Annotated in this window: 14 protein-coding genes; all 14 read right to left on the bottom strand. The window is 64.4% G+C overall.

The genetic code is table 11. The annotated features are described in order from the left end of the window. Positions 1-484 precede the first annotated feature (484 nt). The 14 genes from hemE to FOB47_RS24905 all read right to left on the bottom strand — a co-directional run bounded on the left by hemE (position 485) and on the right by FOB47_RS24905 (position 13,468). Positions 485-1,585 carry a uroporphyrinogen decarboxylase gene (gene hemE / locus FOB47_RS24840; protein WP_174782299.1) on the bottom strand — a complete coding sequence of 367 codons (1,101 nt, stop codon included), beginning with the start codon at positions 1,583-1,585 and terminating at the stop codon, positions 485-487. Between the two features lie 101 nt (positions 1,586-1,686). Then, on the bottom strand, positions 1,687-2,649 hold the full coding sequence (locus FOB47_RS24845) for an alpha/beta hydrolase (protein WP_174782300.1): 963 nt from the start codon (positions 2,647-2,649) through the stop codon (positions 1,687-1,689). A gap of 90 nt (positions 2,650-2,739) precedes the next feature. Then, positions 2,740-3,165 carry a CoA-binding protein gene (locus FOB47_RS24850; RefSeq protein WP_174782301.1) on the bottom strand — a complete coding sequence of 142 codons (426 nt, stop codon included), beginning with the start codon at positions 3,163-3,165 and terminating at the stop codon, positions 2,740-2,742. A 691-nt stretch (positions 3,166-3,856) separates the two neighbouring features. After that, positions 3,857-4,273: a F0F1 ATP synthase subunit epsilon gene (locus FOB47_RS24855; RefSeq protein WP_006579588.1), complete on the bottom strand. Its 417-nt coding sequence runs from the start codon at positions 4,271-4,273 to the stop codon at positions 3,857-3,859. 87 nt (positions 4,274-4,360) lie between these two features. Beyond that, entirely contained in the window at positions 4,361-5,764 is a 1,404-nt protein-coding gene (gene atpD, locus FOB47_RS24860; protein WP_023264072.1) for a F0F1 ATP synthase subunit beta, read from the bottom strand. Between the two features lie 45 nt (positions 5,765-5,809). Next, positions 5,810-6,685 (bottom strand): F0F1 ATP synthase subunit gamma, encoded by an 876-nt coding sequence (atpG, locus tag FOB47_RS24865; protein ID WP_053822839.1) that lies wholly within the window; start codon positions 6,683-6,685, stop codon positions 5,810-5,812. 83 nt (positions 6,686-6,768) lie between these two features. Further along, positions 6,769-8,310 (bottom strand): F0F1 ATP synthase subunit alpha, encoded by a 1,542-nt coding sequence (atpA, locus tag FOB47_RS24870; protein ID WP_006579748.1) that lies wholly within the window; start codon positions 8,308-8,310, stop codon positions 6,769-6,771. Between the two features lie 41 nt (positions 8,311-8,351). Further along, positions 8,352-8,894 carry a F0F1 ATP synthase subunit delta gene (locus FOB47_RS24875; protein ID WP_053822841.1) on the bottom strand — a complete coding sequence of 181 codons (543 nt, stop codon included), beginning with the start codon at positions 8,892-8,894 and terminating at the stop codon, positions 8,352-8,354. A 2-nt stretch (positions 8,895-8,896) separates the two neighbouring features. Further along, positions 8,897-9,367 carry a F0F1 ATP synthase subunit B gene (locus FOB47_RS24880; RefSeq protein WP_006579746.1) on the bottom strand — a complete coding sequence of 157 codons (471 nt, stop codon included), beginning with the start codon at positions 9,365-9,367 and terminating at the stop codon, positions 8,897-8,899. A 98-nt stretch (positions 9,368-9,465) separates the two neighbouring features. Further along, positions 9,466-9,732, bottom strand: coding sequence for a F0F1 ATP synthase subunit C (gene atpE / locus FOB47_RS24885; protein ID WP_006579745.1), 267 nt, complete (start codon positions 9,730-9,732; stop codon positions 9,466-9,468). Between the two features lie 64 nt (positions 9,733-9,796). After that, complete coding sequence (atpB, locus tag FOB47_RS24890; protein WP_053823245.1) at positions 9,797-10,660, bottom strand: F0F1 ATP synthase subunit A; 864 nt, start codon at positions 10,658-10,660, stop codon at positions 9,797-9,799. A 263-nt stretch (positions 10,661-10,923) separates the two neighbouring features. Further along, positions 10,924-11,400, bottom strand: a complete 477-nt coding sequence (locus FOB47_RS24895) for an ATP synthase subunit I (protein WP_244959493.1) — start codon at positions 11,398-11,400, stop codon at positions 10,924-10,926. A 348-nt stretch (positions 11,401-11,748) separates the two neighbouring features. Further along, positions 11,749-12,651: a ParB/RepB/Spo0J family partition protein gene (locus FOB47_RS24900; protein ID WP_053822842.1), complete on the bottom strand. Its 903-nt coding sequence runs from the start codon at positions 12,649-12,651 to the stop codon at positions 11,749-11,751. A gap of 34 nt (positions 12,652-12,685) precedes the next feature. Then, positions 12,686-13,468: a ParA family protein gene (locus FOB47_RS24905; protein ID WP_006579397.1), complete on the bottom strand. Its 783-nt coding sequence runs from the start codon at positions 13,466-13,468 to the stop codon at positions 12,686-12,688. Positions 13,469-13,490 lie beyond the last annotated feature (22 nt).

Raw genomic sequence — 13,490 nt, forward strand, 5'->3', positions numbered from 1 at the left:
ACCGGGACGGCCGCCGCCAGAGTGTGCACCATACCCGACACATCGTCTCCGAGACTGTGCATCGGCGGCGCGATGTCGGGAGCACGGCGGCGACGCGCCGCCCGTTGGGTGCAGTGCAGCATCAACTTAAAGTAAAACTTCAAATGTGGGGCTAAGTCGATGATAGATGACCAGTTTTCCCATCTCTCCACATCGCCTGTGGATAACTTTGTTGAAAACTTGGGCCGACTTGCCGCCAAGGCGCGCGAAACAAGGCTTTCTGGGTCACGACCACGCTCTGGTGCCTGCTGTCAAGTCATTAAAATTCAATGACTTAGCAATATCCCCCGATCGTGTTAAGTAATTACCCGCTCGTGCACTGCGGAAAGCCCATTTGTGTGCATAAGTCAAGCCTTGACAGGCACCGATTCATCGCCGAAGCGCCATGATGGCGCCCCGCATATGCACGAACCGGCAGCCCAGACCGGCTGCAGCAGCCGGCCGCCTATGCCCCCGCGCCGCCACGCTGCCGCAGGGCGCGACTGTGGCGATGTACTTCGTCCACCAGCACCGACACGCTTTCCGGCGGCGTGAATTGCGAGATGCCATGTCCGAGGTTGAAGACATGGCCGTCGCTGCCGCCACCGGCCGCGTAGTCGTCCAGCACGCGGCGGGCCTGTTCGCGGATGCCGGCCTCGTCCGCGAACAGCACGGTCGGATCGAGATTGCCCTGCAGCGCCACGCGGCCTGCGGTGCGCCGGCGCGCTGCGGCCAGGTTGACCGTCCAGTCGAGGCCGATGGCGTCGGCGCCGCTGTCAGCCAGCTGTTCCAGCCACAGGCCGCCGCCCTTGGTAAAGACGATCACCGGCACGCTCTCGCCCTGGTGCTCGCGGCGCAGGCCGGCAATGACCCGGCGCATGTAGTCGAGCGAGAAGCGCTGGTACATGCCGTCAGCCAGCGTGCCGCCCCAGGTATCGAACAGCATCACGGCCTGGGCCCCCGCCTCGATCTGTGCGTTCAGATAGCCGGACACGGCCTGCGCATTGATCTCGAGGATCCGGTGCATCAGGTCCGGACGGGCATACATCATGCCCTTGACCAGCCGGAAGTCATCGGAGCCGCCGCCTTCGACCATGTAGCAGGCCAACGTCCACGGACTGCCGGAGAAGCCGATCAGCGGCACGCGCTGGCGGCCGTCCTGCACCAGCGCGCGGCGGATCGAGGCGACCGCATCGAACACATATTGCAGCTCGCCCATGTCGGGCACCGCCAGCTTGGCCACATCGGCCTCGGTTCGCAGCGGCCGCGCAAAGCGCGGACCTTCGCCCTGGGCAAACGACAGGCCCAGGCCCATCGCGTCGGGTACGGTCAGGATGTCCGAGAACAGGATCGCGGCGTCGAGCGGGAAGCGGTCGAGCGGCTGCAGCGTGACTTCGGTGGCAAAGGCCGGATTCTTCGCCAGGCCCAGAAAGCTGCCGGCTCGTGCGCGCGTGGCGTTGTACTCGGGCAGGTAGCGCCCGGCCTGGCGCATCAGCCACAGCGGCGTGTATTCGGTCGGCTGGCGGCGCAGCGCGCGCAGGAAGATGTCGTTTTGCAGTGCGGTCATGGCGGTCCTCGTCAGCCCGCCATTCTACGGGATCGCCACACCGCCGCCGGCAGTATCGGTGGTATTGCGGCGCCATGATACCGCGCGCCGTCTTGCCGCACTCACTGCTCGTCCAGCAGCTGCGCAAAGGCCTGGGCACCGCGCCGCATCCATTCCCGTGCGCGCGGCGACTCGCCCTGCAGGCGTGCGAAGCCATGGGTCATGCCGCTGGCTTCGATGGTGATCACCGCGGCGCCTTCGTGGACCAGATGGTCGGCGTACGCCAGGCCGTCGTCGCGCAGCACGTCGTGAGCCGCGACCAGTACCACCGTCGACGGAGGAACCGGTCTGGAGCCGCCGGGCGGCGGCGCCATCAGATGCAGGCGGGGATCGTCGATCGCGGAACCGTCCGCCAGCCGCGCTTCGCCGATGAACTGCGCCCAGTACCACGCCATTTCGTCGCGGGTCAGGCCCGGCCCGGACGCGAAGGCGCGATAGCTCTCGCTGGCGAAACGCGGTGCCGTGACCGGATAGATCAGCAGCTGCGCACGCACCAGGCCCGGCGTATCGGCATTGGCCAATGCCGCGGCCTGTGCTGCAAGATGGCCGCCAGCGCTGTCGCCGGCGACAGCGAGAAAACCCGGATCGACATCGAGTGCGTCGCGCCGCTGCGCCAGCCAGCGCAGCGCATCGAGCGCGTCGTCGCAGGGCGCGGGATAGGGGTGCTCCGGCGCCAGCCGGTAGTCGACGCTGACGACCGCGCAGCCGGTATCGAGCGCCAGTGCCGCGGCGACGCCGTGGTGGGTGTCGTGCGAACCGACGACCCAGCCGCCGCCATGGAAATAGACCAGCAGGCGCGGCTTGTCCACCGCCGCGGGACGGAACTGGCGCGCGTTCAACGTCCTGCCCGCGAGCGCGATCGGCAACTCCGAGACGGATAGGCCATCCGGATCGGGCCGATACGACAGCGCCGCGACTTCGCGGAAGCGGGCGCGCCGCTGCGCCGCGTCGACGGGCACCGGCGCGCCGGCAAAACGCTCGGCGAGTCCGCGATAGTAGGCAAGCAGGTCTGGGTCGATGGCCATGGCGCGCTGGGCAGCAAACGTGGAGTGGAGGTAAAAGGACGGAATGCGAATGCTCGAATCGAAGGCCCGAATGATAGGCGACGACGCCGCTCAAGCGCGCATCGATTCGATCTTGCTGCAGCGATCCTGGACCGCCATCAGGCCGGCGTTCTTCGCACGGACTACGGCCTCATCATTGACGATGCCGAGTTGCAGCCACACGCCCCGTGCGCCGATCGCAATCGCGTCGTCCACGACCGGCGGCACATCGGGCGAGCGCCGGAAGATATCGACCCAGTCGATGCGCGCGCCCTCCGCCGCCAACGCGCACGCGGCGTCCTGCAGCGAGGCATGGCAGCGCTCGCCCAGGATGGAGTCGCCGGCGTGGTTGGGATTGACGGGCACGATCCTGTGACCATGCCGCTGCAGAAAGGCGGCCACCTCGTGGCTGGCGCGCTCGGGCTTGTCGGACAGGCCGACCACGGCGACCGTGCGCAGCTTCAACATGCCGTCGATATCGGCCTGCAGGGTGTCCATTCAGTGCTCCTCGACAACCGGGCATGTCGCCCGTTGCGATGGAACACTGCCGGTGCACGCACCCGGCGTCAACCCCGACGAGGTGAGGGGACCAGCAGTGCCGAAACGGAAATAGTCATGCACCAGAACGATGCCAGCGTGCGGCAGCCAACAGAGTGGGCCTATTTTTGTGGCTATTGCGGCGAATTTGCCGTCTTTTCGCTTTCAACTACTTGCAAACCGATACACTTTGTTACTGCCATCAGGGGAAGTTTCCCCCACAATGCTTTGACACATTGTGAACCTTGTGACGGCGCCGCAAGCCAGAGAGCCCAAGGCGCCCTGAAGAAAGCCCAGCAGCAGGATGTATTGCCGGTGTCCCGATAGACGGCGCGAATAGTAGTGAAATCAGCGCCCGATCGGATGCCGGTCCTGGCGAACGGTAGCGAAGCCTGCAAGACAGGCTGTCCATGCAACAGGACACGCTACCCGTCGCCCGGCCGAACCCGTTCCTTCGAATTGACCCCTCGAAGGGATTTTCCCGTCCGCGCGGAGCCTCCCCGGCCCGCGCGCTTTTTTTTGTCGTTTTTGTTTTTTGTCAGTGTTTGTCTGACTTCAGCTAACAGCATAGCTCGCAACATGAAAAAAGGCAGCCTCGCGGCTGCCTTTTTCCTTCGCGCTGACGAAAAAGCAACGCCCGAACCGGTCCTGCTTACTTCTTCCGGCGCAGACGGGCGATGGCCGCCAGCTGGGCAGCGGCGACAGCCAGCTCGCTCTGCGCACGCGCCAGATCGAACTCGCTGCTCTGGTTCTGCAGCAGCTCCTCGGCCGCGCGCTTTGCTTCCTGCGCCTTGGCCTCGTCGAGGTCGGCGCCACGGATCGCGGTGTCGGCCAGCACGGTGACGTGCTTGGGCTGGACTTCCAGAATGCCGCCGGCGACGAACACGAACTCTTCGCTGCCGTCTTCCTTCTCGATCCGCACCGCACCCGGATGGATGCGCGTGATCAGCGGCGTGTGTCCGGGCAGGATGCCCAGCTCACCCGACTCGCCCGGCAGCGCCACGAACTTCGCCTGGCCGGAGAAGATCGAGGCTTCCGCGCTGACGACGTCTACAAGAATGGTTGCCATGTGAATTCCTTTGTCCAGTCGCTTCGCTTGCAACGGCGGCGCGCCCGGGCACGCAGACCGTGCCGGCGCGCCGTCGCATGGCGAGGCTTACTGGAGCTTCTTGGCCTTCTCGAAGGCTTCGTCGATCGAGCCGACCATGTAGAACGCCTGCTCGGGCAGGTGATCGCACTCGCCGTCCACCAGCATCTTGAAGCCGCGGATGGTTTCCTTCAGCGGCACGTACTTGCCCGGCGAACCCGTGAACACTTCCGCGACGTGGAAGGGCTGCGACAGGAAACGCTGGATCTTCCGTGCACGCGCCACCGCCAGCTTGTCTTCCGGCGACAGTTCGTCCATGCCCAGAATCGCGATGATGTCGCGCAGTTCCTTGTAGCGCTGCAGCGTCTGCTGGACGCGGCGGGCCACTTCGTAGTGCTCGGTACCGACGATCTGCGGGTCCAGCTGACGCGAGGTCGAGTCGAGCGGGTCGACGGCGGGGTAGATACCCAGCGCGGCGATGTCACGCGACAGCACGACGGTCGAGTCAAGGTGCAGGAAGGTGGTGGCAGGCGACGGGTCGGTCAGGTCATCCGCCGGCACGTACACGGCCTGGATCGAGGTGATCGAGCCGGTCTTGGTCGACGTGATGCGCTCCTGCAGCTTGCCCATTTCTTCGGCCAGCGTCGGCTGATAGCCCACGGCGGAAGGCATACGGCCCAGCAGTGCCGACACTTCGGTACCGGCCAGCGTGTAGCGGTAGATGTTGTCGACGAAGAACAGGATGTCGCGGCCTTCGTCGCGGAAGCGCTCGGCCATGGTCAGGCCGGTCAGCGCCACGCGCAGACGGTTGCCCGGCGGCTCGTTCATCTGGCCGAACACCATGGCCACCTTGTCGAGCACGTTCGAGTCCTTCATTTCGTGGTAGAAGTCGTTCCCTTCACGGGTACGCTCGCCCACGCCGGCGAACACCGACAAGCCGCTGTGCTGCTTGGCGATGTTGTTGATCAGCTCCATCATGTTGACGGTCTTGCCGACGCCGGCGCCGCCGAACAGGCCGACCTTGCCGCCCTTGGCGAACGGGCAGACCAGGTCGATCACCTTGATGCCGGTTTCGAGCAGGTCGACCGAAGGCGACAGCTCGTCGAACTGCGGGGCCTTCTGGTGAATCGCGCGCACTTCGTCCGCGGCGATCGGGCCGGCTTCGTCGATGGGACGACCCAGCACGTCCATGATGCGGCCCAGCGTGCCGTGGCCGACCGGCACCGAAATCGGCGCGCCGGTGTTCTTCACGGCCATGCCGCGGCGCAGGCCGTCGGACGAGCCCAGCGCGATGGTACGGACCACGCCGTCACCGAGCTGCTGCTGCACTTCGAAAGTCAGGCCCTTCTCGGCGAACGACGCTTCGTTGCTCTCTTCCAGCACCAGCGCGTCGTACACCTTCGGCAGCGCGTCGCGGGGGAACTCGATGTCCACCACGGCGCCAATGCACTGCACAATATTTCCGATACTCATTTCGTATCTCCGATAGCTTGAATTCTTGACGCCCAGTCTCGTCAGTTACACGGCTGCCGCACCGCTGACGATTTCCGACAATTCCTTGGTGATCGCTGCCTGGCGGGTCTTGTTGTAGTCCAGCTGCAGTTCTGCAATCACGTTCTTGGCGTTGTCGGACGCCGCCTTCATGGCCACCATGCGTGCCGATTGCTCGGACGCCATGTTCTCGGCCACGGCTTGGTACACCAGCGCTTCGACGTAGCGGACCAGCAGGTCTTCCACCACCGTCTGGGCGTCGGGCTCGTAGATGTAATCCCACGAGTAAGCGCGCTTTTCCTCTTCGGTCTGCGCCATCCGCTCGGCGGACAGCGGCAGCAGCTGCTCGACCATCGGCTCCTGCTTCATGGTGTTGACGAACTTCGTGTACGCCAGGTACACGGCGTCCACCTCACCATTGGTGAAGGCGTCGAGCTGGACCTTGATCGCGCCGATCAGCTTTTCCAGATGCGGCGTATCGCCCAGATGCACCACGTGCGAGACCACCTTGGCTCCAACGCGGCCCAGGAACTGCATGCCCTTGGTGCCGATCGCGGTGCTTTGCACCTGCACACCGCGGTTCTGCCATTCGCGCAGTTCGTTGGTGACGGCGCGCAGCACGTTGGTGTTCAGGCCGCCGCACAGCCCCTTGTCGGTCGTCACCACGATCAAGCCGGCGCGCTTGACTTCGCGCGCCTGCAGGAACGGATGCTTGAACTCCGGGTTGGCCGTGGCCAGGTGCGCGGCAATGTTGCGCACCTTCTCGGCGTACGGACGGGCAGCCCGCATCCGCTCCTGCGCCTTGCGCATCTTGGATGCGGCGACCATTTCCATCGCCTTGGTGATCTTGCGCGTGTTCTGCACGCTCTTGATCTTGGTTCGAATCTCTTTCGTTCCGGCCATATCTTCCTCTCCAGTCGTGCCGCGCCTCCGGCTGCCGTCCCTTTCAGGCGCAGGCCGGTTGCGCGGTCCGTGGAATCACGCGGTTAGAACGCGGCGGACTTCTTGAAATCCTCGATCGCGGCACGCAGGGCGGCTTCGTCGTCCTTCGACAGATCCTTGGTGTCTTCGATACGGTTGACGAGATCGGCGTACTTGGTCTTCAGGTGGTCGTGCAGGCCCTTTTCGAACGGCAGGATGTCCTTCACTTCCACGTTGTCGAGGAAGCCATTGTTGGCGGCGTACAGCGACGCGGCCAGCTGCCACACCTGCAGCGGCTGGTATTGCGGCTGCTTGAGCAGTTCCATCACGCGGCGGCCGCGCTCGAGCTGCTTGCGCGTGGCATCGTCCAGGTCCGAGGCGAACTGCGCGAACGCAGCCAGTTCACGGTACTGGGCCAGGTCGGTACGGATACCGCCGGACAGCTTCTTGATGACCTTGGTCTGGGCGGCGCCACCGACGCGCGACACCGAGATACCGGCGTTGATCGCGGGGCGGATACCGGCGTTGAACAGGTCGGTTTCCAGGAAGATCTGGCCGTCGGTAATCGAGATCACGTTGGTCGGCACGAACGCGGACACGTCGCCGGCCTGCGTTTCGATCACGGGCAGCGCGGTCAGCGAACCGGTCTTGCCCTTGACTTCGCCATTGGTGAACTTCTCGACGTAGTCGGCGTTGACGCGCGCGGCGCGCTCCAGCAGACGCGAGTGCAGGTAGAACACGTCGCCCGGGTAGGCTTCGCGGCCCGGCGGGCGGCGCAGCAGCAGCGACACCTGGCGATAGGCCCAGGCCTGCTTGGTCAGGTCGTCATAGACGATCAGCGCGTCTTCGCCGCGATCGCGGAAGTACTCGCCCATCGTGCAGCCGGCGTAGGCGGCCAGGTACTGCATGGCGGCCGAATCCGAAGCGGCGGCGGCCACCACGACGGTGTATTCCATCGCGCCGGTCTCTTCCAGCTTGCGCACCACGTTGGCGATCGTCGAAGCCTTCTGGCCGATTGCGACGTAGACGCAGAAGACGCCCTTGCCCTTCTGGTTGATGATCGCGTCGACGGCGACAGCGGTCTTGCCGGTCTGGCGGTCGCCGATGATCAGCTCGCGCTGGCCGCGGCCGATCGGCACCATCGCGTCGATCGACTTCAGGCCGGTCTGCACCGGCTGGCTCACCGACTGGCGCGCGATCACGCCCGGGGCGACCTTCTCGATCACGTCGGTCTGCTTGGCGTTGATCGGGCCCTTGCCATCGATCGGCTGGCCCAGCGTGTTGACCACGCGGCCCAGCAGTTCCTTGCCCACCGGCACTTCCAGAATGCGGCCGGTGCACTTGACCTGGTCGCCTTCCGAGATGTGCTCGTAGTCGCCCAGCACCACGGCGCCGACAGAGTCGCGCTCGAGGTTCAGCGCCAGGCCGAAGGTGTTGCCGGGGAATTCCAGCATCTCGCCCTGCATCACGCCGGACAGGCCGTGCACGCGGCAGATGCCATCGGTCACGGAGATCACCGTGCCGGTATTGCGCACTTCAGCTTCGGCGCCAAGGCCCGAGATGCGGGACTTGATCAGCTCGCTGATTTCTGAGGGGTTCAGTTGCATCACAATGCTCCTAATTCTTCAATCCGTCGGCTGTCCGCGCATCAGGCGGTCAGCGCGGCTTGCATGGCGGCCAGGCGCGCGCGCACCGAGGTGTCCAGCACTTCGTCGCCCACCTTGACGCGAACGCCGCCGATCAGCGAGGGGTCGACCGTCACGGTCGGCACCAGCTTGCGCCCGAACTTGCGTTCGAGCGAGGCGACCAGATCGGTCAGCGGCGCGCCGTCGAGCGGGAACGCGCTGGTGATTTCGACGTCGGCCGAACCTTCTTGGGCGTTCTTCAGCGCATGGAACTGCTCGGCAATCTCCGGCAGCACGGTCAGGCGGTCGTTGTCCACCAGCAACTGCACGAAGCGGCGCGCCTCGTCGTTGACCGGAGACTTCAGCACCGACAGGAACAGTTCGGCCAGCTTGTCGCCGGGAACGTTCGGATCGTCGGCCAGCGCCTTGATCTCCGGGGTGGCCGCGACCTGCCCCATTTCCGAAACCAGCTCGGACCATGCACCCAGATTGCCGGCGTTGGCCTCGCTGGCGACGCGGAACAGCGCCTCGGCGTAGGGACGGGCAATGGTTGCGGTTTCTGCCATGATTAGAGCTCGGCCTTCAGTTGGTTGAGCAGGTCGGCGTGGACCTGCGCATTCACTTCACGCTTGAGGATCTGCTCTGCACCCTTGACGGCCAGCACGGCGACCTGGTCGCGCAGCTGCTCGCGTGCCTTGGTGACCTGCTGCTCGGCGTCCGCCTTCGCTTGCGCGATGATGCGTGCGGCTTCGGCCTGGGCGTTTTGCTTGATCTCTTCGGCGACCATCTGGGCGCGCTTCTCCGCGTCGGCGACGCGCTGCGCACCTTCGGCGCGGGCTTCGGCCAGAGCCACGTCCACGCGCTTGTTGGCCAGCTCGAGTTCGGCCTTGCCCTTTTCGGCAGCCGCGAGACCGTCGGCGATTTTCTTTGCGCGTTCGTCGAGCGCCTTCACCAGCGGCGGCCAAATGAATTTGGCGACAACCCACCACAGGATGAAGAACACGACCATCTGCGCAAAAAACGTTGCGTTCAGATTCATGGTGTGTTCCTTTCGGTAATCAAACTACAGATAAATGCGCAAAGGCGGCCAGGCTAGTGGCCTGCGCCGCCCGTCAGCATCATGCAGACCGAAAAGATTTACTGAATGACGGCCAGCAGCGGGTTGGCGAACGCGAACAGCATGGCCACACCCACACCGATCAGGAATGCCGCGTCGATCAGGCCGGCCAGCAGGAACATCTTGGTCTGCAGCGGGTTCATCAGTTCCGGCTGACGCGCGCAGGCTTCGATGTACTTGCCACCCATCAGAGCGATACCCAGGCAGGCACCGATCGCGCCCAGGCCGATGATGATGCCGATACCGATGGCGGTCAGACCCTGGATGTTGGCGAGAAATTCTTGCATGACGACTCCTTTAATTTGAGAAGAGACTTAGAACCAAAAAAACCAAAAACCAAAAAACCGGAAATCAGTGCTTGTCGTGTGCCTGGCCCAGATACACCAGCGTCAGCATCATGAAAATGAAGGCCTGCAGCAGCACGATCAGGATGTGGAAGATGGCCCAGACCGCGCCGGCAATCACGTGGCCGATGAAGCCCAGTGCCGACAGGTCGGCGCCGAAGGTCCACATCGAACCCAGCAGCGCGATCAGCAGGAACACGAGTTCGCCGGCGTACATATTGCCGAACAGTCGCATGCCGAGCGAAACGGCCTTGGCCAGGAATTCGATGATGTTCAGCACCAGGTTGAACGGGGCCAGGTACCACTTGCCGCCGAACGGGGCCGACAGCAGCTCGTGCGCGAAGCCGCCCGCGCCCTTGATCTTGAAGCTGTAGTAGATCATCAGGATCAGCACGGCAAACGACATGCCCAGCGTGCCGTTCAGGTCGGCGGTCGCGACGGCCTTGTGGTGCGGCAGGTGGAAGCCGAACACGCCTAGCAGGTGGTTCAGGCCGTGGACCCAGTCAACCGGGATCAGGTCGATCGCGTTCATCATGGTGATCCAGCAGAACACCATCAGTGCGAGCGGCGCGATCCACGAGCGGTCGCCGTGGATGATGCCCTTGGCCTGGTCGTCGACCATCTCGACGATCATCTCGACGAAGGCCTGGAAGCGGCCCGGCACGCCGGCGGTGACACGGCGCGCGGCCATGTACAGGAACAGCACGGCGATCGCGCCGCACAGCACCGACCAGATCACGGTGTCGTAATTGATCACGCTGAAGTCGACCACGGAGGCCTGCTTGCCGCCGATCGAATTCAGGTTCTGCAAATGTTCGGCGATATAGCCGGATGGGGTGAGCGCGTTTTCAGCGCCTTGAGCAGTTGCCATGTCGAATCGAACCGTATATTGCGAAACCTGTTTGACCGGCATTCGCCATCGCGAACACTCGGTATGCTTCTTGCACCGCCTTCGGCTCGTCGGCCGGTCACCGCAATGCAAGACGCTTCGTTACTTCCCGACGCCGCGCCCGATTCCGGATCGGTGCGACATCCAAACCTTGTTTTCTCGAAACCGGCCCTCAATTGCCCTGAATCAGAACAACGCGGCACCGGTTCGGGGCATGGCGTTCCGCAATTCGACGAAACGAATGGCTATCGAATCGCCAGCGCCACCCAGTACGTCTTCAATGCAAGCAGGAACGTGACGAGCATCGGCACCCAACGCAGATCGCGGTACAGCACCACCACCAGCACGAACAGCGCGACGGTGGCCAGGACCTTGATCGCCTCGCCGATCACCAGTCCGCCGATCGACGCACGGTCCCGCGCGAGCCACAGCCGGAAGGCAAAGAACGCGCTTGGCACGCAGCACACCGCACCGCCGAACAGCGCCGACCAGCCATACGGTCCGGCCTCGGGCCCGAACACCGCCCAGCCGATCGCCGACAACAGCGTCACCGCGACTTGCGCCAGCACCACCTTGCCTGGCGTCATCCGCGACGGCCGCAGTGCCCGTTCGCCGAACAGCGATACCGCATCGTCGTGCGACAGGGGCCGGATCGGGGCGGGACGCTCATCGTCGTCGCGCCAGTCGTCCTGATCCCAGTCATCCGGCTGACGCTCGGAAATCCGCTCGGTACGGTCGGTATTCGATCCCGCACGAGGCGGCTTGGGGTCTGTCGCCACTACAACTTGTCGGTCTGCCTGCTTGCAGTTCTGACCAGGAACTTTTCGTCCTCGGCCAGTATTCAAACCGCACGATTTTACGGGGAATGCGGATAACGAGTCAATCTGCTTACAGTTGCCTTGCAAGGTAAAACACCACAACTCTTGCTATCTCGCTTCGATCATGCTTGCGCGGATATTGCGCGGCAATGACCTCAGACGTAATCGGATTGCGTAGCAAAAAAATGGCGTCGGGGGAAGGACCCGACGCCATTCGCTTTATTCCGTTGGGCGATCATCGCCCACCCGTGATCACGCCACCTGCCGCCCCGCGGCCGGTTCGCGCAGGCGGGCGAGCACACCGTCGAGCGCATCGTTGCTGGAAAACTGGATCGTCAGCTGGCCCTTGCCGCGCGCGCCGAGCTTGATCTGCACCGGCATGCCGAGCGCGTCGGACAGCTCCTCCTCCAGCCGCGCGACATCGCGCGCGCCCTGGCCGGTCTTCTGCTTCAGCGACTTCAGATCGAACGGCTTCAACGTCGAGGTCACCAGCTTCTCGGTCTCGCGCACCGACAGCCGCTTGTTGACGATCTGGTTGGCCAGCGTGATCTGATGCGCGCCGTCCACCGCCAGCAGCGCGCGCGCATGGCCCATGTCGAGGTCGCCTGCCATCAGCATGGTCTGCACCGGCTGCGCCAGGTTCAGCAGGCGCAGCAGATTCGACACGGCGCTGCGCGAACGGCCGACCGACTCGGCGGCCTGCTCGTGGGTGAACTTGAATTCGCGGATCAGGCGCATGATGCCTTGCGCCTCTTCCAGCGGATTCAGGTCCTCGCGCTGGATGTTCTCGATCAGCGCCATTGCCGCCGCGGCCTCGTCTGCCACGTCCTTGATCAGCACCGGCACCTTGTCCAGGCCAGCCAGCTTGGAGGCCCGGAAACGCCGCTCGCCGGCGATGATCTCGTAGCGGTCCGGCTCGGCCACGCGCCGCACCAGGATCGGCTGCATCAGGCCCTGCGCGCGGATGCTGGCGGCGAGCTCCTGCAGCGCGCCCTCGTCCATCCGCGTGCGCGGCTGGTACTTGCCGGGTTGCAGCTGGTCGACGCGCAGCACGGTCGGCGCGCCCTCCTGGCGCGCCGCCTCGACGATCTCCGCCGGGCCGCCCAGCAGGGCTTCCAGCCCACGGCCCAGGCCCTTCTTCTTCGCGGTACTCATGGTGGTGGCTCCTTGCTTGCTGCCGCTCGCCGGCTCAGGCGATCTGGCCCAGTTGCTTGACGCGCGCGATCATCTCGGCGCCGAAATCGAGGTAGGCCTTGGCGCCCTTCGACGCGGGATCGAAGGCCACGCCCGGCATGCCGTACGACGGCGCCTCGGCCAGCCGGACATTGCGCGGGATCATCGTCTTGAACACCTTGTCGCCGAAATGCGCTTCCAGCTGGGCCGAGACCTGCTGTTGCAGCGTTACTCGCGGATCGAACATCACGCGCAACAGGCCAATTACCTTCAGGTCCTTGTTCAGATTCGCGTGTACCTGCTTGATCGTATTGACGAGGTCGGACAGCCCTTCGAGCGCGAAATATTCGCACTGCATCGGCACGATCACGCCATGGGCGGCGCACAGGCCGTTCAGCGTCAGCAGCGACAGCGACGGCGGACAGTCGATCAGCACGAAATCGTACTCGCCTTCGACCTCGGCCAGCGCCTGCCGCAGCCGGCGTTCGCGGTGCTCGAGCTCGACCAGTTCGACTTCGGCACCGGCCAGTTCCCGGTTTGCCGGCAGCACGTCGTACTTGCCGGACTCCGAACGCTGGCGCGCCTGCGGGATCGTGGCAAAGCCGACCAGCACCTGATAGACGCTGTGCTGCAGCCCCTGCTTGTCGATACCCGAACCCATCGACGCATTGCCTTGCGGATCGAGATCGACCAGCAGCACGCGCTGCCCTTGCGCGGCAAGGCCAGCGGCGAGGTTCACCGTGGTGGTCGTCTTGCCCACCCCGCCCTTCTGGTTTGCGATCACGAATACCTTTGCCATGGGTTCTGCAGCTCCTCGCTTG

The organism is Cupriavidus gilardii, assembly GCF_013347325.1.
Taxonomy (GTDB): Bacteria; Pseudomonadota; Gammaproteobacteria; order Burkholderiales; family Burkholderiaceae; genus Cupriavidus; species Cupriavidus gilardii.